The following is a 20,571-nucleotide window of genomic DNA, read 5'->3' as shown; positions in this document are numbered from 1 at the left end:
GATTTTAGTATGCTTTTTCTTCTCCTCTTAAAGCATTAACAAAGGTTTGTATAATGATTTTTAAATCTAATAATAAAGACCAGTTCTCAATATAAAAGATATCATACTTCACTCGATTAATAATATCTTTATCTTTCTCAATTTCGCCTCTAAATCCACTTATTTGAGCTAAACCTGTAATACCTGGTTTTACAAAATGACGTACCATAAACTTATCAATTCTTTGAGCATACATATTTGTATGACTTACCATATGCGGTCGTGGACCTGCAACAGACATATCTCCAAAAAGCACATTAAAAAATTGAGGTAATTCATCTATACTTGTCTTACGAATAAAAGCTCCAACTTTAGTAACTCTTAAATCTCCTTTTGTAGCTTGATATAAATGTGCATCTTTATTAGGCATCATAGACCTAAATTTATAACAATCAAACTCTTTATAATTAAAACCATTTCTAGACTGCTTAAAAAAAACAGGACCTTTTGATTCTAATTTAATTAAAATAGCCAAAATTGGAGTTAGCCATGATAACACGAAAATTATAATAAAAGCAGAAAATAATATATCAAACGATCTTTTAATAAATTTATTTACTGATTCCTGCAAAGGAATAGCTCTTAAAGATAAAACAGGAATATAATCATAATATTCATATTTAAGTTTTTTAGAATAAATATCCTTATTATCTGGTATAAATTTTAGTTCTCTTAAGTTATTATCTGCAAAATCAACTAATTCATTTATCTGCTTATTAGTTAACTCTGCAACAGAAAAATATATTTCATCAATATTATTATCTATAATATACCTAAAACACTTTTCTAAAGAAAAATACTCATCATTAATGCTAAATTGGGCCTTAAAAATATATCCAAAATCTAATCTCGCATTAAATGTTTTTATTAATTGTCTAGTTTTCTCATTTTTACCAATAACAATAACATTTCTAGTATTTCCACTTAAAACTGTTCTGTATTTTTTTATTAAAAAAAACGTAAAAATCTTAAAAACAAAAATTGCAACAAAAACACATAAAAAATAATTACCTAGCCCCAATCTACTAATGACTGGTTGTTTAAAAAAACCTATAAACGCATATAAGATAATTGCAAAAAGCAGCATTTGTCTTAATAAAAGTGGTATAATTTGGATTATTTTAGAGCGTCTTTGAACTTCGTAAAAATGATTTTTCACTGAAATTATTATCCATAATATGGATATATATAAACTAAACAAGGGTGTGTTGTTTAAATTTATTTCAAATAGATAAATTGTCATATTTATAATGACAAGATCAATAAATCCAAATAATGGTTTTATTAAACCTGAATATCTTCCTTGTTTATAATCCACTTATTTCTTTATATGGTTTTTAAAATCTTTATGCTCGCTCTTAAAAAGTTCTTCATCTGTCAAACTTTTAAAATAATCAAATGTAATTTTCATACCCTCTTCTCTTCCAACTTTGGGCGTCCAATCTAATACTTTTTTAGCTAACGATATATTTGGTTGGCGCTGTAAAGGATCGTTTATTGGTAAATTTTTATAAATTATCTTTTGATTAGTTTCTGTTAATTTTATAATTTCTTCTGCAAAATCTTTAATCGTTATCTCATGAGGGTTTCCAATATTTACAGGTTCCACATAATCACTTAACAATAATCTATAAATACCCTCAACTTGATCATCTACATAACAAAATGATCGTGTTTGAGATCCATCTCCAAAAACAGTTAAATCTTCTCCTCTTAAGGCTTGCCCCATAAAAGCTGGGATAACTCTACCATCATTAAGTCTCATTCTTGGACCATAAGTATTAAATATACGAACAATCCTTGTTTCTAAGCCATGAAACCTGTGATAAGCCATTGTTATAGATTCTTGGAATCGTTTAGCTTCATCATAAACACCTCTTGGACCAATAGTATTTACATTTCCATAATAATCTTCTGTTTGTGGATGTACTAGAGGGTCTCCATAAATTTCAGAAGTTGATGCAATTAATATTCTTGCTTTTTTAGCTTTTGCCAAACCCAACAAATTATGAGTTCCTAAAGATCCCACTTTTAAAGTTTGAATTGGTATTTTTAGATAGTCTATAGGACTAGCTGGTGATGCAAAATGTAATATATAATCCAGACCTCCTTCTATTTTTACAAATTCTGTAATATCATGTTCAATAAACTCAAAATTTGGATTTTTATTTAAATGCTCAAGATTTTTTTTATCTCCTGTTATGAAATTATCCATTCCGATAACATAATAATTTTCCTTTATAAGTCGATCACATAAATGTGACCCCAAAAACCCAGCAGCTCCTGTTATTAATACTTTTTTCATATTTACCTAATTTCCACTACCTATTTTATAATACGTGAAACCAATACTTTCTATTGTATTCTTGTCCAAGATTCCTCTTCCATCAAATATAAAAGCAGGTTTTTGCATATTCTTATAAATCCTATTCCAATCGTAATTTTTAAACTCATCCCATTCTGTTAATATAGCTATTGCATGAGACTCATTACAGGCTTCATAAGCATCTTTTGACACGGTTAACAAAGCCTTATTGTCTTCATAAGCTCTGGTTCCTAAATAATCTATATCTGAATATATTTGACTAGGAGTTACTTTTGGATCGTAGACAGATATTTTAGCTTGTTCACTTAATAAATTATCAGCAATTTTAATAGCTGAAGATTCGCGAGTATCATTAGTGTCTTTTTTAAATGCCCATCCTAAAAATGTTATTTTTTTTCCAGAAACAGTATTATATAATGTACTTACTATATTATCTGAAAAACGATTTTTCTGGTGCTCATTCATTATGATAACCTGCTCCCAATAGTCGGCAACTTCATTTAAACCATAACTTTTAGCAATATAAACTAAATTTAAAATATCTTTTTGAAAGCACGACCCTCCAAATCCAACAGAAGCATTTAAAAACTTAGAGCCTATTCGTGAATCCATTCCAATAGCTTTTGAAACTTCTCTAACATCTGCTCCTGTTTTTTCACAAATTTCAGACATCGCATTTATAGATGAAACGCGTTGTGCTAAAAAAGCATTAGCTGTCAGTTTAGAAAGCTCTGAAGACCAAACATTAGTTGTTAATATCTGTTTTTTAGGAATCCATTCCGAATATATGTTTACTAAAGACTGAACTGCTATTTCTCCTTCTTTAGTTGATGTATCTCCTCCTATTAGTACTCGGTCAGGCATTAATAGATCTTGTACTGCTGTCCCCTCTGCTAAAAACTCTGGATTTGATAAAATTTGAAACTGAACACCATTACCTGTCTCATCCAATATGCTTTTAATAGCAGAAGCAGTCCTTACTGGTAGAGTAGACTTCTCTACAACTATTTTATTTTGTTTAGCTACTTTTGCTATCTGTCTTGCACATAGTTCAATATATTTTAAATCTGCAGCCATTCCCTTTCCTTTACCATAGGTTTTGGTTGGTGTATTTACAGAAATAAAAATCATTTCAGCTTCATCTATTGCCTTATCTACATCTGTTGAAAAAAACAAATTTTTCCCTCTTGTTTCTTTTACAATATCTGCTAAACCTGGTTCAAAAACTGGTAAATCATCAAAATTAACGGAATTCCATGCTGCTATTCTCGCTTCATTAATATCTACAATAGTAACTTTTATATTAGGACATTGTTTAGCTATTACAGCCATAGTTGGACCGCCTACGTAGCCTGCACCAATGCAGCAGATATTTTTTATATTCATACACACAAATTATTGAACAAAAGTAATAAAGTAAGTTTAAAAAATTAATTAAGTATATCTATTTTTAAAATCGTTAAATATTTTAAATCTAATACTGTAAGTTATTGCCAATTCTATATAGTTTTACTTAATCATTTATACCAAAATTATGTTATCGAATCTAAACTAGGTCTTTTTTAATACATCAACTATTTAGAATAAAACTTAGACAAACATAATAACATCGTAAAAAATAAAAATGAAGCAAATGGAATATATAAAAGATTGCCGCTCAAACATGAGAGAAAAAGGCATGTAAAAAAAAAGATATTGGAAACACTTCCCTTTATAAACTCTTTATGAATAAAATAGAAAAATGAAAAATAAACCAATAAACCAATAATTCCAAAAAACAAAACAACATCAATTATTTGAAGTTCTAATCTCACTTTTAATAAGTCTATTGCTCCTATTAAAATATTAAAATTATCAGGTTTTATCTGATTTAATAATTCTAATGTGTAATCTGTTCTATTAGAGAACAAAGCAGATAACAAACCATCGGAATTAATTACGTTTCTAAATGTAGGTTGACTAAATATAATTAAGACTGAAAGAATAAAAAAAACAGACAGAGTAACTATAACTTTTATTTTAAATCCTTTACTGTTTTTTTCACTAAACAATACTAATAAACTAAGGCATACAAATTCAGCAAAATACACCCCTTTAACTCCAGAAACAATAGATAATAACAATGTTAGTATTAACATTTTTTTATCTTTAAGAAACCAAAATAAAATTGTTGCAGTTAAATAAATATATGGTGTTACCCCTTGACTTAAAATAATACCATTAAAACCAAATCTTTGCGAACTATACACTTGAAAAACTCTAATTTCAAAAATAAAACCAATTAAAATCAATATTGCATTTATTATAATAAATACTTTAAATATTGAATGAACTTTTGGCAATAAATTTTGATGCGTATGGGTATGATACAATAACGGAAAGACAAATAACACAAAAACATACCTTATATATTCATTTAAATACAGCAAAGAATAATTGTTTTTTAATAAAAAAACAATGGATATTATTACAAAAGCATAAACTACATGTCTGAGGTTCATATATATATACTTAAAAAATTTAGCATTAAAAAACACCAAATACAGAACAAAAAAAAATTTAAGAGCTCTATTAAATTTAAAAAAATCAGCTTTATAAAATATATCAATTTTGTCAATGAAATCAAAGAAAAAACTAAACCCAATAAAACCTATAATTAGGTTTTGGTTAAACTTTGAAATTAATTTATTATTAATCATCTTTATTTTTTTTCTCCAACTGTTCTAGAATATACTTTTCATAAGTATCATTAATTTTCTCCCAATTATACAAAGTATCAATTTTTTTTATGTTTCCTTTTGTATAATTTTCTTTGTTCTCAAATAATACATCTTGATTTAAAAGATTTTCAATATCCTTAGAATCATTAAAATATTTAGCATGTTTTCCTAATATTGCTTCATTAAATATATTGTTATTTGCTATAATTAACGCATTAGATGCCATTGCTTCTAACAACGATGGGTTTGTTCCGCCTACAGAATGTCCATGGAAATAATACCTGGAAAAAAATCTTAAATTATTTAATTCATCTAGGTTATAATTAGCCCCTAAAAAACATATCCGACTGTCACTTAAATACCTTGACTTCAAATACTTACCGTAACTATTTATTGATCCAAAAACAATTAAATTGTATGGAACAGCTGATTTATGATATCCTTCAATTATGGTTTCAATATTGTTTTCAGGCTCTAATCTCGCTATTATAACACAATAATTATACTTTGTAACATTAAACTTTGCTAATACGTCTTCATTTTGTTTGTGAAAAATTGATGCACCATATGCAATAAACTTAGATGACCTTTTATATTTTTTTAAAATATAATCTTGTATCCCTATAGAGTCCGAAATTAAATAATCACTCGATTTAATTGCTAATTTTTCAGCGTATCTAAGAAAACTTTTAACTAAACTTGAATACTTAGATCGTTTCCATTCTAAACCATCCATGTTTGTTATAATTATAGATTTCTTAGGCAAAAGCCAATGCCAAATTGAATTTGAAGTATATCCTAATTGGAGAATAATATCAAAATTTCTTTTTCTTGTATCTCTTATACAATTGAAATCATATATAAATTGTCCAACTGTTCCCATTTTAAATTCTGGATCATATATATGTAAAAGATTAACACCTTCCCACATCCTTTCCTGATAAGGATGGTTATGAGAATTATAAACATAAACCTCATGGTTTTTATCCGCTAAGTATTTAGAAAAAAACTCTGCAAATTGTTCAAAACCTCCATGATTATTTGGAACTCCTCTTGTTCCTAATATTGCTATTTTCATAAAACTTATAAGTCTTTTAATCTAGAATTATACTATTATTTTTTTCGCTACTATATTCTATACATAGAAAAACAGTTGTCCAAAACACAAAGAAAACTATTCCTTTATTTCTATTAAGAACAGCTTCAAAAAAGAAACTCCAAATTAATAATCCATAAATATATTTTGCTATAAATTCTTCTTTTGTACGCTTTACACAATAAAAAAACATCCAAATAAAATATAAAAGTCCAACAGTGCCTAACCCTAAAAAAATCTCTACATACTGATTATGAGTGTTATAATTATAATACCCTAAGCTTTTCTCTTTTATTTTTCTAGCCATATTATGATTCTCATACACAGAATTTAAAAATTCTTTTCTATCTCCGACCCCTACTCCAAAAAGTATATTTTTAGGGCTTTCTATAAAATCTTGGATGGAGAATTTAACAAACATTAATCGTAGAGTCAAGCCATTGACCTTTTTAAAATCTGTCATTCTTTCCTCTTTCAACTCACTTAAACTATTAATATTTAAGACTTCACTAAATCTGTTTTTTATAAAACCAACCTTTAGAACTAATGTTAAAACAACTAATAAAACAAAAAAAAATGAATATATTTTTAACTTATAATACTTTAAATTATAAATTATAAGTATTAATAATGTAATACTTGTAAATATTAATATACTTTTAGAAGATAGCAGTAGTAAGGTAAACAGATAAAAAATTAATTTAATCACATTTAAGATTTCTATCTTTTTCTTCTTAATCATAAAATAAATTGTGATTAATATAGAAAAATAAACATAGATAGATAGGTAAACAGGATGGAAATCAATTGGAGATGTAAAAGCATGATAAAAAAAGTCTTCAGTACTGCCAATTTCTATGAATCTAAAAACCGCTTTTATCAACAAAAAAACCGCTATTAATAGTACTCCAAAAGAAAAACAATTATAAAGAGTTCTTTTTTGTTTTTGGTTTACTTTTCCGAATTGAAAAAAAATAAAAGGTATTGCAATAAAACTTAAATTATATTCTAAAAACTTTAATCCTCCCTTTATATTATCAGTAACTATTAATGATAAGATTAATATTAAAAAAAAAACAGGTAAAATTACAATAGATTTAAAATATGTAAACTGCTTTTTTTTTATAAAATTAATCACAGCAATAGATAAAGAAAATATTATTGCGTATGTATTTATATTCATATCTAGAGGCATTGTGAATGCAACAAGACATATTGATATGTAAAAAATATTTTCCTTTAAATATTGATTATTTAGAGTTTTTCTACAGGCTTTAAGTAATTGATTCAAGGTATGCTTTTTTTGTTATTTCTGCCGTTTTTTGCCAAGTATAATTTTCTTCAATATACTTTACAAACTTATCATTGTTTTTTTTACTATAAGCTAATTTAACTGCCTTTTTTATAGAATCGATATCATCTGGTTCGCAATAATTTGCAAAATCTTTAAAATACTCTAATGTATCTCCTTTATCTGTAACTACTATGTTACAACCTAAATAAGCAGCCTCCAGAGATGTTAAACCTGTCGTCTCAAACCAACTAGGCAATATATGTACTTTTGCTTTCTTGTAATATTTTATAAGTTCATTTTGACTTAAATGATTAATAAATATTACATTTTCTTTTGCTACTTCCTTGCATTTTTCATAATATTTAATATTATTTGGAGAGGGGTTACCTATAATATATAAATTATAATTAGTATCGTTTAAAGCCTTTATTAGATTTAATTGATTTTTCCTCCCTTCAACTCTACCAACACAAATTACTCCTGACCTTTCATTACTCTCTATTCTTTTTTCGTTTAAATTATCAAAAAGCAATGGATTAACGGCATTTGGTACTACTCTATAATTTGCCTCTAATCCATAAGATTTCACAATTCTATCCATTTCACTTTTAGAGTTTGGTAGTAACATTCTCGATTTTTCTATAACTTTTTTTATAGAATTCTTATGTCCTCTAAAAATATATTCTAAATCATATATTTTTTCATTGTTAATTATAGCTCTAGCAATTGTTTTAATATATTCTATTTGATCTGGCGAAAATATTTTAGAGATTAACCCCATAAGTCCTCCTCTATTCTTATGCTCATACTCCGTGTAGTCAACATATATCGTCGAAACTACAAAAGGCTTCTTTGCTTTTTTTATATGATAAAGAATGTCATTAGGTCTGATTATGTTAAAAAAATGAATCAAATCATAATCATCATAATTGATTAATTCATTTGTAAGTTTTATATCAACACATACTTTTAATTTCCTTAAAAAGTTTGCAGTTTCCTTAATTTGTATTGTATCTCCACCAGGAGAACTATACAATGTTGACCTACTTACCATTAATACCTTTATCTTACTTGCCTTTTCTTTATCCATTCTTCTTTTTTATAAGAAATCTTATATCTTTATTTAAGATTGACATTTTTATGCTACTTCCTAAAATAAAGAACCTAGAAATAATATTTAGTAAAACAGATTCTTTCTTGTAGACTTCAATTATTGATTCTTTATGGTTCAAAAATCTAAATAATTTTTTTTCTAAATCCTCATTATTAAAATATGACAAATCATGTTTCATTTCATAATCTAAAACAAAAAAATAGTCATTGAATTTTTCATAATTTATCATAAAATGAGAATCTATTCCGTATAAATTTAAATTTTCATTAAACTCTTTAAATTCTTTCTTTAAATAATTAATTGAAATAGCCATTCCGCTAGTAATAGCAAGCTTGTTTTTAGCATCAACTAACCCTGTTCTCTTTTCTTTCCAATATCTACCTGTTACAAAAAAGCGATTAGCAGGACTCGCTATTAAATCACCTGTTTTAATTATGGGTAAAAAAAGATTTATCTTTTTATTTATAAAACTTTCTAATAGAACTTTGTTAAAATAATCTACTGAAAACTCACTATCTTGATCAAAGAGTACAAAAAAACTATAACCTAAATTAGCTTTGTACATATTGTTATATACTTTAGCTAAAGACATATTTTCTGGAGTATGCTTGTAGTAAAATTGATTAAATAAAGACTCTAAGAACTCGCAATCCTTTTCTTCTTGTTTATATGGGCTATTATCCCAAATTACTAATTTAGATCCAAACTTATTGAGATCATCTACTATTTTAATGAGTGAACATATAGTTGAAGCTTCTAAAAGTTTTTCTTTAAATAATACAACTCCAATTAAAAAAAAATTGTTTTTAACTATCATCTTCATAAATTTTATACATAAAATAAAAAGCCACAAAATACAAAAATCTTAATGGTGTAGACCCAATAGAATAATGGAAAAATATGAAGTAAATGAATGCAGAAAAACTTCCTAATAAACCTAGTCCTAAAAAATTAATAGAATCTCCTCTTACTTGACTTTTTTCAATTTTAAAAATACTTTTTAATAACGTAAAATGTACTTTAAAATATAAAAAACTAAAAACCCCGAACGCCATCATTGTAGATATTATGAGTGAGTCATAATAAACTATAGCTCTTCTTGCTCCTAAACCGTAACCAAAAATTTTAAAATTATTAATTAAATCAACATACTGATTTAGTCTTCCAACTGAAGAAGAATCTCCTAACTTAAAGAATATTAAGCCAAAAAAAGTAATAAAAACAAATGTAAGAGGCACTAGTACTAATAAAATATAATTTTGCTTGAATTTTTTAAATACATAAATAGCTAAAAAAGTAATTGCGAAATACACAAAACCAGCTCTAACTTGTGATAATAAAACACCATATAGAGCAATTAACACAATTATTAAAATTAAATATTTTCTTTTTTTTATACCTCTATGATAGTACGCTAAAAAAATAGAACCTAAGACACCTAAAAATTGAGCAAAAATTATTGGGCTTACAAATATACTTGTTGCTCTTAATTTATTATCTCTAATCATATTAAACCACCTTGGTATTAAATGATCATCTCCAAAAAAATCATAAAACCATAATGATCCACTCATGGCTCGTCTAGCATTGGCTCTAAAATCTCCTTTTAAAAACGTTAAGTTTTGTCCCCCTGACATATCAAATAAAAAGGTTTGATATTTAGCATATATAATTAAAACAAACAAAACTACACTTAATGTAGTTATTAATGTCTTTATCGAAACATTCTTAAACCCATTGTTTATATATAATAAACATGGTATCATAATTGGCAATAAATAACTTCTCCAAGACAGTATAGTATTTAATAAATCTTGCGATGTTAATATAGAAATGAAAAAACCGTATATAGATAAAAATATTATTATTATAAAAATACTAAATACCTGTTTTTGAATTTTATTTTTATTATATAGAAATATTAATAATAAAAACAAAAAAAGATATTCTTGCCACGCTTTTAGAATATACGTTGTAGTTTTAGATGCAAAAAAACTTAAATTTATAAATATAAAATCATGAGCAATTATCAAAAAAAGGCATGTTATAAAAAAGGGCGTTTTATTCTTTAAAAGAAAAGAATAAAAAAAAAGGATGTAAAACAACGTTCCTATTAATAAAAAAGCTAAGTCTGATATCAAGTTAATTTAATTTAAAATTTCAAAATAGTTATCTACATTCAAGCCTATTACATGCTGTAATTTTCTTTCTATCTCATTCTTAGAAAAACTCAAATTAAATACTCTTAGCAAATCATCTATATTTTCAAAAACGTCATCTTGAACACCCTCAGAAAGTTCTGATTTACCATCATAATATCTCAATGCAACTATTCCATTTAGATAGGCTTCATAATAAGCTGTAGTATAAACACAAATAGCTTTTGAATAATCGCTTTTAATTAAAATCTCTTTCAACGTTATTTCATCATCAATGAGAAAAAAATTATTGGTATTTAAAACATCATTATAATCTCCTCTATTTAACGAAGGATGTAATTTAAAATAAAATTCTGCTTTTGGTTCCTTTTTAATAAATTGTTTTAAAACTGAAATAAGTTTTTTATTAGATTCATTAAAAATAGATCTAGCTAACAAAACAATACACTTTTCAGTAATAATATTTGTATTAATTCTCAGTTCAGAATTCTTAGGATAACCTGCTACTAGTATTTTATCTCTATTTATTCCATAACTAATCAATTCTTTTTTAGAATACTCTCCCCAGCATAAGTGAAAATCGGCATTAAAGTTTTCATAAAGAATACAATCTATAGGCGGAGTTTTCTTGTAAATGTAGTATACTCCATGTTGTAATGAATATACAGGTGTTTTTCTCTTCTTAAAAAAATACAAAAACAGTCCCTCTAAAGGATGAACACTGCTAAATACAATTGCTTTTTTTAAAGAGTCTTCAAGTTTTACTTTTTCAAGATTATCTATAGTGTTTTTATAAAAACAAATTTTTGAGGCAATTAGGAATCTATTTTTGTAACTTATATTTCCTTTAAGACGTATTCCAGTAATAAGCGATGTTAGAATATTTTTTACATTTATTTTAAGCCTTATTTTTGCTTTACCATAATCAAAAAACGAATAAGACGATTTTTCAAATTTATTTTTTACATAATTTATTATTTCGTTATAATCCTTTCTACCGTGATTTCCAATAGCAAAAAACAAATTTCTATTTAATCTTAACTTCTCAAAGTTATAAAAAAAGAAAAACTTGCCAAAAGTAGCTAGTTTTATAGCTTCATTGTTCGAGCTAATTAAAGCTAATTCAATAGCCATAATTTTAAACAAATCATATTCTTTATAATCTCCTATTTGGTGCTCAAGTTCTTTAAGCTTCTCTAAAGAAAAAACGTTCATACTATATTCCTATTTTTGATCGTAGATTTTCAAATAAGTTTTTCATTTCAAAAACTTTAAATAATTTATTAGAAAACAATAAAATAATAAAATAATAGAACCCAGCCATAAACAATGACCAAACTCCAGATAACATCAAAATTTTAAATGCAATGAAATACATTATATATGCTACCAAAATTGATGTCAAAACAATAAAAGCATATTCTTTTAAAGGGAAATAATTTAAAAATTTTGTTTTTAACTTTTTATTTATGAGATATATTGGAAGAATTATTCCCAAATACCCAGTAATTATAGTCGCATAAACTGCTCCCATCACCTCATAGTTCAATATGAAAAAATAGTTTAATATTACATTTAAAACTAACGAAATAAATGCCGTTAATACCACCCAGTTTTGCAAACCGATAGAAGCCATTGTTATTGAAAACAGTATTACAGTAGTAAAAAAACGCAACGTATATATTTTAAATATTTCACCAGAAAAAGAATACTTTTCAGAATAAACTGAAATTATAAGCTCTTTTCCAAAAATTAAACAATAACAAAAAATAGGGATTAAAAGTAACGTGGTTTTTTTTGTCGTTTCTTTTAATATAGAAACTATTTCACTAAATTTTTCTTCTTTAGATAGTTTTGAAAAAACAGGTAACAACGTTACCATTATTGACCCAGTAATTATCCCAACAAACGGTATAATAAATGCTCCTACTTGATACTCTGCGTAAGCCTTAGGGTTAAGCATTACCGAAATCATATACTTGTCTATAAAGACATATAATGTATTTAGTAAAGTTACTCCTGTGATTGGTAAAATATATAAGAATTCTTTTTTATTAATTAGTAGCTCTCCCTTGACTTTTAAATACTTCATAATAAATAAAAAGCAAAAAATCATTTTTACTATTTCTAGGAGAAGAATATAGACTAATATTAATTCAATTGAAACTAATTCCTTTTTTAACCATAATAAAGTCAAAAACGCCATTATAAAAATAAAATATGAAAAATTTATTATAAAAAGTTTATCTGTCTTTTTAATAATAGCAAAATAATTAACAAAATAACTTGTTAGAGCTTTTAAAAAAACTATTCCTATAAATAAAAAGAAATAATGTATTATCAAATTATTCTCAAAACTTACAGCAATTACATTTTTAAATGCAAATATGCCTATACAAATTACTCCTAAACCAATTAACATTGATAACACAAACTTTTTGAAAAGCTTAACTCTATCACTATAGGATTTATGAAAACCATAAAAATAACTTAAACCCGTAGGGAAACCAGACAAGATAGACAATGTAAAACTCGCTATCATAAATAGCTGCTGTACCTTTCCAAAGTCCTCTTTATCTATTAATAGCCAAGCTAATCCTATGGTTAAAGCTAAATTGGACAAAGTAGTACAGAAATTAGCAAGTGAAACAAATAAAGTATTTCGAGCTAAAGACATTGTTTACTGTTTAAATGTTGAGAACTTATCAATATATCTATTCCTTTACATAAAAAAGAGGGGGCTTGATCATCAAATACCCAAGAAATAATATGAAGCTTATATTTATTATGATTTTCTTTAATAAATCCTAATGAGTCAAATATAACACCATCAAAACCCCATAAGACATTTTGTATATTATTCATTGAGTTTTTTATATATTAATTCACCTAAGCTAAAATCATGTTCCCAATCAATATCAAAAGAAGCATAGCCTTTTGTCCTATAAAGAAAAGGAGTTTCAGCAATTCTATCACCTCCATTTACATAATTATCTCTAGAGTTAATAAAAACACCACTATTTACTTCAAATAGTTCGGGTAAGGTTTGTGTTCTTGGCCATTTCTCAATATTCCTGTCATAGTTAATACTACCTTCTTTATTCCACAAAAAAGTCTGTACTTTATTAACCGTCATTAAACTATCATTTTCACCTTTTTTTAAAACTTCAAAATATGTTTTTATTACATCCTCATAAACCGTATTGGTTAAAAATGGAGATGTTACATGTGTCCACAAAATATGACCCTCTTTGATTATTTTTGGCACATAATTTATTAAATCATCTGTACTAGTTAAAGATGTAGCCAAATATTCTGGTCTAACATCAATAACAATATCGCTGCTTATTTTTGATGCAATTCTAATGACTTCTTGATCATTTGTAGAAACAATTATTCTATCTATCATTGAAACTTTTAGTAATTGCTCTAATTTAATACGTAGTAATCCACCTTCTATTCCTGAGAAATTTTTAGTGTTTTTTTTAGGGACTCTTTGGCTCCCTGCCCTACAAGGTAAAAATACTGTTATCATTATATTAAATTATAAATTGAAGCTATTTTTATTTATATTTTGTTGGTGTTACAGTAGAAACTGTGACGTTTTTAATTTTTATAATGTCGCTAGTTATTTTTTGATTTTCTTAAGCCAACATTAACTGTGATTGGTTTAGAGAATCATCATAGTCATCAAACCCAGTCATTAGAATAGATGTTACTCCAAGATCCAAAGCCGTTTGGACAGCTAAAACCATAGGAGAATTATTTGAAACATTAGTGAAATTTATGGCTTCTAGCTCTTTCATTACATACTCTGGACAATAAAAACACTTACCTAAATACCCCTCTAAAGTAATACTTCTATAGCCAATTTCAACATAATCAATTGGTAATTCCTCCATTGCTCTACTATATTTAATCAATAATTGTTTATCAAAATCCCAATTGGTATAATAACCTCCATCTCTAAGCGTGCAATCTAAAATTTTAAAACTCATTACTTCTCTTATAATTAAAAATAATTTATTTTTAAACATTACGTATCAAATATCATAAACTTATGGTTTTATAGCATTACTAACGACCATAACCCCTTTTTTTACATAACTTTTAACACTATTTAAACCTTTCGTATTTGAGTTAAAATCTCTTAAATCTGTCATTGGTTTTTCAAAATATTTATACAATAAAATGGAAAATATAATTGTAATCCCAAAATAGCAACAGTACATAATGATGGAAAACATAATAGAATCATTAATCTTAGAAAGCCTATTGATAACTAAAAAAACAAAAGAATAATGTATTAAATACATTGAATACGAAATAAGAGATATTAAAGTTACTCCTTTTCTCCATATTGATTTCAAACCAACTGTTCTGTTTGAATTAGCATATGGCAATAAAAATGCAAATCCTAAACTTGTTATATTAAAATATAATGTTTTACTAAAAAAAGAAGATTCTAGTATACCTTCTTTCAATATATCATTGTAATAATTAAATAAAGATATTGTCAATAAAAAAAATGCAAATACCAACATTATCTTTTTATATTTAACAAATACATCTATTTTATAATAATTCAACCAAGCAAACAATACTCCCGTCAAAATTGAATCCAACCTCAACGGTACTATCTTTCTTATACCTGAGTCCCATTCCGCATTTAAATATATTACTGTAATTAACTTCAAAATAAAAGAACACAGAAAAACAATTATAATACTAATAAGAAATTTACTCTGCTTTTTCTGTAAAGGAAACAATAAGCTATTGACAAAAAATAAAATTACAGGAAAAATTAAATAAAACCATTCCTCTACTGCTAAACTCCATGCTTCACCAAAAAAACCAGGATGACGAGTGAAAAAATTTTGAAAAAACAAAAAAATCGAATAATATCTAATATCGTTAAAAACGAATCGACCAATTGCAATTGCAATTAAAACATTTATTATAAGAATTAGATAGTAATTTGGAAGTGTTCTAAACCATCTTCTTTTCCAAAACGACAGTATTATTTCTTTATCAAATGAATCTTCTTTTTCGAATATTTTTATTAAAATCCCTCCAATTAAAAACCCACTTAAAACAAAAAACAATTCTACTCCCCAAAATCCTCCCAAAGACATAAAATCTGTAGAATTAAAAATAGGATTTAAAATTGATCTCCCATGAGAAATCAATACCATAATAATAGCAAAGAACCTTAATAAATCTAGACCAAAGATTCTATTACTTCCCAATTCAATTTTCAACATATCCTACTATATTTTCCTAAAATCATAATTTTTTTTGTATTCTGTAACCTAGTTTCTTCTAGTAAAATTTCTTTTTTATTAACTAAATTAATATAGAATCATTTTTCTTTCTTAGCCAAGGTATAGCAAAACTAAAGAACCATTTTCTTTAAACACTTCTCTAAACTTTCTTTCCAATATGGTATTTCAATATTTAGTTCTTTTTTAATTTTAGATTTATCCATAACACTAAAACTTGGCCGTTTAGCAGGTGTTGGATATGCTTCAGTTCTAATTGGAAGTAACTTAATATTAATTTTTATTTCTTCAAAAATTGCATACGCAAAATCATACCAACTTGCTACACCTTCATTACTATAATGGTAAATTCCAAAAGAACTATTATTATCTCTTATTATCCTTAAAACAATCTCTGCTAAATCTCCAGCATAAGTAGGAGTGCCTATTTGGTCACTAACAATACTAAGCACATCTCTTTCTTGTCCTAATGTTAGCATTGTTTTTAAAAAATTATTCCCATACTCTGAGTATAACCAAGATGTTCTAATTATAAAATGTTTTTTATGCGCTAAGGTAGCTTTTTCTCCATTAAACTTGGTCAGCCCATAAACGTTTAATGGGTTTACATCATCCTCTTCGTTATAAAGTGTTGATTGTTTTCCATCAAAAACAAAATCTGTAGATATCTGTATATATATTGCGTCAAATTTCTTGCATGACTCTACTAAATACTTGACACCAGTTTCATTAACACTTTTAGCTAACTCTTGATCTGATTCTGCCTTATCTACAGCGGTATAAGCTGCACAGTTTATACAATAGTCGATTTTTTGTTTTTCAAAAAAAGCAACAATCTTTGTTTTTTTGGTAATATCTAATCCATCAGAATCTACATAGATAAAATTAAAATCAATCAACTTATTATCTAAAACTTTAATACAAGAAGCTAATTGCCCTCTACCTCCAGTTACTAAAATATTTTTCATAGTCTAGCATTTTCCATTGCTGGTAAGACCTTGTCTTTCTCGGATACAATAAATTTATCTGATGATAATTTCCAATCGATAGCAAGAGTTTTATCATTAAAAATAATACCTCCTTCTGATTCTTTATTATAAAAATTATCACATTTATATGAGAAAATTGCTGTCTCACTTAAAACAATAAACCCGTGAGCAAACCCTCTAGGTATAAATAATTGCTTTTTATTATCTTCTGATAACTCTATCGCTACATACTCTCCATATGTTAATGAATCCTTCCTTATATCAACCGCTACGTCTAATACGTTGCCCTTTATCACTCTAACCAATTTTGCTTGGGCATATTCTCCAACTTGGTAGTGTAAACCCCTTAAAACTCCTCTTGAAGAAAAGGATTCATTGTCTTGAATAAAATTTACGCTTTTACCTGTTAATTTATTAAACATTAACTGATTAAAACTTTCAAAAAAATAGCCTCTCTCATCTTCAAAAATTTTGGGTTCTATTATAAAACAGTTTTTTAATTTAGTTTCTTTTACCGTCATTATTTATTTATTAAGTAATCCTAACAAATTTTTACCATATCCACTTTTAAGCAAAGGTTCGGCTAAAACTCTAAATTCTTTTTTATTAATATACCCCATTTCGAATGCTGCAGCCTCTATGGCTCCAATTTTCAGACCTTGGCGTTCTTCAATTACTTCAACAAATTGAGATGCCTGCATTAGAGACTGAAACGTTCCTGTATCCAACCAAGCTGTTCCTCTATCTAATATACTTACATTAAGTTTTCCTTGTTTAAGATATTCTTTATTCACATCTGTAATTTCAAGTTCTCCTCTATGACTTGGTTTAATGTTTTTAGCAATATTAACTACGGTATTATCATAGAAATAAATTCCTGGCACAGCAAAATTGGATTTAGGTTCCTTAGGTTTTTCTTGTATAGAAATAGCTTTTCCTTTTTCGTTAAACTCAACAACTCCATACCTCTCTGGGTCATGAACATGATAAGCATAAATAACACCCCCTTTTGGATCATTATTAGCTTGTAAAAGTTTAGACAAACCTGTACCATAAAAAATATTATCTCCAAGGATTAGTGCTACTTTATCTTTTTTAATAAACTCTTCACCAATAATAAAAGCTTCGGCTAAACCATTAGGGTTTTCTTGAACAGCATATTCAAACCTACATCCGTACTTTTCACCATTTCCCAATAAATCTTGAAATAGTGGTAAATCTTTTGGTGTAGAAATAATTAATATTTCTTTAATACCTGCATACATTAGTGTTGAAAGTGGGTAATATATCATTGGTTTATCATAAATAGGCATCAATTGCTTACTTACAGATAACGTTAATGGATGTAACCTAGTACCAGATCCTCCTGCTAATATAATTCCTTTCATCTCTTAGTGATTATATTGTTTTTCATAATAAGATTGATAAACTCCATTAGTCACATTATTTAACCAAATTTCATTGCTTAAATACCAATCTATTGTTTCACTTAATCCTTCTTCAAAGGTTACCGATGGCATCCATCCTAGTTCACTTTTAATTTTTGAAGCATCAATAGCATATCTTAAATCATGACCTGGTCGATCTTCTACAAAAGTTATTAACTCTTCCGAACTATTTTCCGATCTACCTAATTTTTTATCCATTTGACGGCATAATAGTTTTACTAAATCAATATTTTTCCATTCATTAAAACCTCCAATATTATAAGTTTCTTTATTTTTTCCTTTATGAAAAACTAAATCAATTGCTATTGCATGATCCTTTACATAAAGCCAATCTCTAGTATAATTTCCATTACCATAAACAGGCAAAGGTTTATTATTTATTATATTATTAATAAATAAAGGGATTAATTTTTCAGGAAACTGATTTTGACCATAATTATTAGAACAATTTGTTATTACATATGGTATTTTATAGGTTTCTCCGTACGCTCTTACAAAATGATCTGAACTTGCTTTAGATGCTGAGTATGGTGAATTTGGGTCATAAGGTGTTGTTTCTGTAAACAAACCTCTTTCCCCTAAAGAACCATAGACTTCATCTGTACTCACATGATAAAAAAGTTTATCACTAAAATCATTTTTCCAGAAATTCTTAAAAGCATTTAAAAGAATCATAGTTCCTATAACATTTGTTTTAACAAACGCCAAAGGGTCTTTAATAGACCTATCTACATGCGATTCTGCTGCTAAGTGTATAACGTATTCAAACTTATATTTTTCAAATAAGCTCATCACTAAATGTTCATTAGTTATGTCTCCTTTGATAAATGTATAATTAGAATTATTTTCAATATCCTTAAGGTTTTCTAAATTACCCGCATAAGTAAGTGCATCTAGATTATATATCTTATAGTGTGGGTATTTTTCAACAAAAAGTCTTACGACATGAGATCCTATAAACCCAGCACCTCCAGTTATTAAAATTGGAATATTATACTTCATATTTTTTGTAAATAAGATTTAGTATTTAATCAATATTATTAATTCGTTCTAAAAACTTCATAAACTGTATTCCTAATAATAATATAAATGTAAGTCCAAGCATTATAAAAATATAGTATAACTTCGGACTTAATGACAATCCTAAAAACTCTTTATTAGTATCAATAGTTCCACTATCTTGCTTACTTGATATCATCTCTAAAATATACTTTTTATCTTCCTGTTTTCTTTCATTTTCAACTAATCTTTTTCTTAAATCTAAATCATTTAGATATAAATCATACTCTCTCGTTATATTTTTATCACTTTTCCCTTCAATAGTAATCCCTATTTCTGATCCTGATTTATTAACACTTCTTTCTAAAACTCGTTTATACGTCTTTTGCAAAGAGTCCGATTTAATTAAAGCCTCCTTTAATGCTAATTCTTCATTTTTCAACTCCTTTAAATCTTTTTCTTGCTCTCTTTTAAAATACGGGTTTGAATTAATATTATTAATAAGTTTTTCAAATACTTCTTTGAAATTATTTCTAACTTTAGATTTTATAGTAATTTGTTGCAATTGATGTGAATAATCTTTAGAATTTTTTACAAAAGTTTTGTAATCAATTTTTGAAGCCAAAGAAGTATCTAATTCTTTTATGTATAAATGAAAATTCTCTAGCTTTTGGTTTTCACTAATTGCTGATTCCATATCAAACTTTAATATAGAAGCTGCTTGATTTTCATCAATACCCAAAACGCTCTCTAAAGTTGTAATATCTTGACTAATTAAATCATTATAATAACCAATTGTATTATATAAATTTTCTCCTGTATTATAATTTTGCTTAACTGTGATGTATGATTTATAAACAGGGTCTGATGTTTTCTCTAACACAATTCCTAATACTAATCCAATACCACCTGCAATTACAAACTTAATAATGTGTTTCTTAACAAAAAATAACAACCAAACAAAAGATAAAAATATTTTCTTAAATATTCCTCCTATAAAATTAAAAAACTTGTCAAAAGTACTTCCTATTAACTTAAAAAGTTGTCCTAAATCTACTTCTTCAGATTGCTGTGGTTGATGCAAATCTTTACTCATAATATAATT

General features: G+C 26.6%; 20 protein-coding genes. All 20 read right to left on the bottom strand.

The annotated features are described in order from the left end of the window. Positions 1-4 precede the first annotated feature (4 nt). The 20 genes from A8C32_RS13665 to A8C32_RS13570 all read right to left on the bottom strand — a co-directional run bounded on the left by A8C32_RS13665 (position 5) and on the right by A8C32_RS13570 (position 20,562). The gene (locus tag A8C32_RS13665) at positions 5-1,357 is read right to left on the bottom strand and encodes an undecaprenyl-phosphate glucose phosphotransferase (protein ID WP_069830990.1); all 1,353 of its coding nucleotides are present in this window, start codon (positions 1,355-1,357) and stop codon (positions 5-7) included. Further along, positions 1,358-2,344: a UDP-glucuronic acid decarboxylase family protein gene (locus A8C32_RS13660; RefSeq protein ID WP_069830989.1), complete on the bottom strand. Its 987-nt coding sequence runs from the start codon at positions 2,342-2,344 to the stop codon at positions 1,358-1,360. A gap of 6 nt (positions 2,345-2,350) precedes the next feature. Continuing rightward, positions 2,351-3,751 carry a nucleotide sugar dehydrogenase gene (locus A8C32_RS13655; protein WP_069830988.1) on the bottom strand — a complete coding sequence of 467 codons (1,401 nt, stop codon included), beginning with the start codon at positions 3,749-3,751 and terminating at the stop codon, positions 2,351-2,353. Positions 3,752-3,939: 188 nt separating this feature from the next. Next, on the bottom strand, positions 3,940-4,707 hold the full coding sequence (locus A8C32_RS20365) for a hypothetical protein (RefSeq protein ID WP_205635396.1): 768 nt from the start codon (positions 4,705-4,707) through the stop codon (positions 3,940-3,942). Between the two features lie 349 nt (positions 4,708-5,056). Beyond that, on the bottom strand, positions 5,057-6,163 hold the full coding sequence (locus A8C32_RS13645) for a DUF1972 domain-containing protein (protein ID WP_069830986.1): 1,107 nt from the start codon (positions 6,161-6,163) through the stop codon (positions 5,057-5,059). 16 nt (positions 6,164-6,179) lie between these two features. Next, on the bottom strand, positions 6,180-6,923 hold the full coding sequence (locus A8C32_RS20720) for an O-antigen ligase family protein (RefSeq protein WP_165605845.1): 744 nt from the start codon (positions 6,921-6,923) through the stop codon (positions 6,180-6,182). Between the two features lie 532 nt (positions 6,924-7,455). Next, positions 7,456-8,565: a glycosyltransferase gene (locus tag A8C32_RS13635; protein ID WP_083253351.1), complete on the bottom strand. Its 1,110-nt coding sequence runs from the start codon at positions 8,563-8,565 to the stop codon at positions 7,456-7,458. After that, complete coding sequence (locus A8C32_RS13630; protein WP_069830984.1) at positions 8,558-9,406, bottom strand: glycosyltransferase family protein; 849 nt, start codon at positions 9,404-9,406, stop codon at positions 8,558-8,560. The genes A8C32_RS13635 and A8C32_RS13630 overlap by 8 nt, the downstream gene beginning before the upstream one ends. Continuing rightward, positions 9,396-10,226 (bottom strand): hypothetical protein, encoded by an 831-nt coding sequence (locus A8C32_RS20360; protein ID WP_123803432.1) that lies wholly within the window; start codon positions 10,224-10,226, stop codon positions 9,396-9,398. The genes A8C32_RS13630 and A8C32_RS20360 overlap by 11 nt, the downstream gene beginning before the upstream one ends. Positions 10,227-10,736: 510 nt before the next feature. Then, positions 10,737-11,963: a hypothetical protein gene (locus A8C32_RS13620; RefSeq protein WP_069830982.1), complete on the bottom strand. Its 1,227-nt coding sequence runs from the start codon at positions 11,961-11,963 to the stop codon at positions 10,737-10,739. Position 11,964: 1 nt separating this feature from the next. Further along, positions 11,965-13,425, bottom strand: a complete 1,461-nt coding sequence (locus tag A8C32_RS13615) for an oligosaccharide flippase family protein (protein WP_069830981.1) — start codon at positions 13,423-13,425, stop codon at positions 11,965-11,967. Further along, positions 13,416-13,613, bottom strand: coding sequence for a hypothetical protein (locus A8C32_RS13610; RefSeq protein WP_069830980.1), 198 nt, complete (start codon positions 13,611-13,613; stop codon positions 13,416-13,418). The genes A8C32_RS13615 and A8C32_RS13610 overlap by 10 nt, the downstream gene beginning before the upstream one ends. Then, a complete protein-coding gene (locus tag A8C32_RS13605) occupies positions 13,606-14,283 on the bottom strand; it encodes an acylneuraminate cytidylyltransferase family protein (protein ID WP_069830979.1) in 678 nt (225 codons plus the stop codon). The genes A8C32_RS13610 and A8C32_RS13605 overlap by 8 nt, the downstream gene beginning before the upstream one ends. A gap of 109 nt (positions 14,284-14,392) precedes the next feature. Continuing rightward, positions 14,393-14,746: a beta/alpha barrel domain-containing protein gene (locus A8C32_RS21130; protein WP_240491749.1), complete on the bottom strand. Its 354-nt coding sequence runs from the start codon at positions 14,744-14,746 to the stop codon at positions 14,393-14,395. A 60-nt stretch (positions 14,747-14,806) separates the two neighbouring features. Next, the gene (locus A8C32_RS13595; RefSeq protein ID WP_069830977.1) at positions 14,807-16,012 is read right to left on the bottom strand and encodes an acyltransferase family protein; all 1,206 of its coding nucleotides are present in this window, start codon (positions 16,010-16,012) and stop codon (positions 14,807-14,809) included. A gap of 131 nt (positions 16,013-16,143) precedes the next feature. Next, the gene (rfbD, locus tag A8C32_RS13590) at positions 16,144-16,998 is read right to left on the bottom strand and encodes a dTDP-4-dehydrorhamnose reductase (RefSeq protein ID WP_069830976.1); all 855 of its coding nucleotides are present in this window, start codon (positions 16,996-16,998) and stop codon (positions 16,144-16,146) included. Then, entirely contained in the window at positions 16,995-17,540 is a 546-nt protein-coding gene (gene rfbC, locus A8C32_RS13585; protein ID WP_069830975.1) for a dTDP-4-dehydrorhamnose 3,5-epimerase, read from the bottom strand. The genes rfbD and rfbC overlap by 4 nt, the downstream gene beginning before the upstream one ends. A 3-nt stretch (positions 17,541-17,543) precedes the next feature. After that, positions 17,544-18,407: a glucose-1-phosphate thymidylyltransferase RfbA gene (gene rfbA, locus A8C32_RS13580; RefSeq protein WP_069830974.1), complete on the bottom strand. Its 864-nt coding sequence runs from the start codon at positions 18,405-18,407 to the stop codon at positions 17,544-17,546. Positions 18,408-18,410: 3 nt separating this feature from the next. Next, a complete protein-coding gene (gene rfbB / locus A8C32_RS13575) occupies positions 18,411-19,469 on the bottom strand; it encodes a dTDP-glucose 4,6-dehydratase (protein ID WP_069830973.1) in 1,059 nt (352 codons plus the stop codon). 25 nt (positions 19,470-19,494) lie between these two features. Continuing rightward, entirely contained in the window at positions 19,495-20,562 is a 1,068-nt protein-coding gene (locus A8C32_RS13570; protein ID WP_069830972.1) for a hypothetical protein, read from the bottom strand. Between the last annotated feature and the right edge of the window lie 9 nt (positions 20,563-20,571).

It is taken from the genome of Flavivirga aquatica (assembly GCF_001747085.1).
Classification (GTDB): domain Bacteria; phylum Bacteroidota; class Bacteroidia; order Flavobacteriales; family Flavobacteriaceae; genus Algibacter_C; species Algibacter_C aquatica.
Note: the sequence above shows the minus strand (reverse complement) of the source record. Positions and strands in the feature narration are given on the sequence as shown.

Coding starts and splice junctions, on each gene's coding strand:
- A8C32_RS13660 (WP_069830989.1), bottom strand. CDS start 2,344: ATGAAAAAAGTATTAATAACAGGAGCTGCTGGGTTTTTGGGGTCACAT.
- A8C32_RS13655 (WP_069830988.1), bottom strand. CDS start 3,751: ATGAATATAAAAAATATCTGCTGCATTGGTGCAGGCTACGTAGGCGGT.
- A8C32_RS13645 (WP_069830986.1), bottom strand. CDS start 6,163: ATGAAAATAGCAATATTAGGAACAAGAGGAGTTCCAAATAATCATGGA.
- A8C32_RS20720 (WP_165605845.1), bottom strand. CDS start 6,923: ATGATTAAGAAGAAAAAGATAGAAATCTTAAATGTGATTAAATTAATT.
- A8C32_RS13635 (WP_083253351.1), bottom strand. CDS start 8,565: ATGGATAAAGAAAAGGCAAGTAAGATAAAGGTATTAATGGTAAGTAGG.
- A8C32_RS13630 (WP_069830984.1), bottom strand. CDS start 9,406: ATGATAGTTAAAAACAATTTTTTTTTAATTGGAGTTGTATTATTTAAA.
- A8C32_RS20360 (WP_123803432.1), bottom strand. CDS start 10,226: ATGTCAGGGGGACAAAACTTAACGTTTTTAAAAGGAGATTTTAGAGCC.
- A8C32_RS13620 (WP_069830982.1), bottom strand. CDS start 11,963: ATGAACGTTTTTTCTTTAGAGAAGCTTAAAGAACTTGAGCACCAAATA.
- A8C32_RS13615 (WP_069830981.1), bottom strand. CDS start 13,425: ATGTCTTTAGCTCGAAATACTTTATTTGTTTCACTTGCTAATTTCTGT.
- A8C32_RS13610 (WP_069830980.1), bottom strand. CDS start 13,613: ATGAATAATATACAAAATGTCTTATGGGGTTTTGATGGTGTTATATTT.
- A8C32_RS13605 (WP_069830979.1), bottom strand. CDS start 14,283: ATGATAACAGTATTTTTACCTTGTAGGGCAGGGAGCCAAAGAGTCCCT.
- A8C32_RS21130 (WP_240491749.1), bottom strand. CDS start 14,746: ATGAGTTTTAAAATTTTAGATTGCACGCTTAGAGATGGAGGTTATTAT.
- A8C32_RS13595 (WP_069830977.1), bottom strand. CDS start 16,012: ATGTTGAAAATTGAATTGGGAAGTAATAGAATCTTTGGTCTAGATTTA.
- rfbD (WP_069830976.1), bottom strand. CDS start 16,998: ATGAAAAATATTTTAGTAACTGGAGGTAGAGGGCAATTAGCTTCTTGT.
- rfbC (WP_069830975.1), bottom strand. CDS start 17,540: ATGACGGTAAAAGAAACTAAATTAAAAAACTGTTTTATAATAGAACCC.
- rfbA (WP_069830974.1), bottom strand. CDS start 18,407: ATGAAAGGAATTATATTAGCAGGAGGATCTGGTACTAGGTTACATCCA.
- rfbB (WP_069830973.1), bottom strand. CDS start 19,469: ATGAAGTATAATATTCCAATTTTAATAACTGGAGGTGCTGGGTTTATA.
- A8C32_RS13570 (WP_069830972.1), bottom strand. CDS start 20,562: ATGAGTAAAGATTTGCATCAACCACAGCAATCTGAAGAAGTAGATTTA.